Annotated in this window: 1 protein-coding gene and 1 pseudogene; one reads left to right on the top strand and one right to left on the bottom strand. The window is 66.1% G+C overall.

What is annotated here, in order from left to right; genetic code table 11:
* Positions 1-96: 96 nt before the first annotated feature.
* The gene (locus RNB18_RS54050; RefSeq protein ID WP_311307964.1) at positions 97-180 is read right to left on the bottom strand and encodes a putative leader peptide; all 84 of its coding nucleotides are present in this window, start codon (positions 178-180) and stop codon (positions 97-99) included.
* 92 nt (positions 181-272) lie between these two features.
* On the opposite strand from RNB18_RS54050, the pseudogene RNB18_RS53135 reads away from it, so the two are divergent.
* Positions 273-401: pseudogene (locus tag RNB18_RS53135) on the top strand (YjbQ family protein); the annotation flags it as partial.

Raw genomic sequence — 401 nt, 5'->3', positions numbered from 1 at the left:
ACACAGGAGCACGTGCGCGAGGGCAAGGCGCAGCCGATGGGCCGGAACCGGATGAAGGCTCCGGTCAGGAGGGGCGCGAAAGGCGCTGAGGGAACGTCAGCAGCCGCGACAACACGCGGCGGATGCCACCCGCAGCAGGTCGATGTGACCGCGCGAGGTGAGCAGAGCTGATCGGAACATGGCGATGAACGTAGTCATCCGGTCAGGACACGGTCAATGGCGTCTCGGAGCGTGGACGTGCCATCTCGCCTCCCGGAAGAGAAGATGGCGGCATGTCCGATTCCTTCACCACCACTGTCCTGAACATCACCACGGGTACGGCGGAGACCGTCACGGACCTGACGCGGGAGTGCGAGGAGTTCCTCACCCGCGCGGCATCCGGCCGCGACGGCCTCCTCAAC

Origin of the sequence: Streptomyces doebereineriae, assembly GCF_031845645.1 — a bacterium.
GTDB lineage: Bacteria > Actinomycetota > Actinomycetes > Streptomycetales > Streptomycetaceae > Streptomyces > Streptomyces canus.
This window is presented reverse-complemented; position numbering and strand designations above follow the sequence as displayed.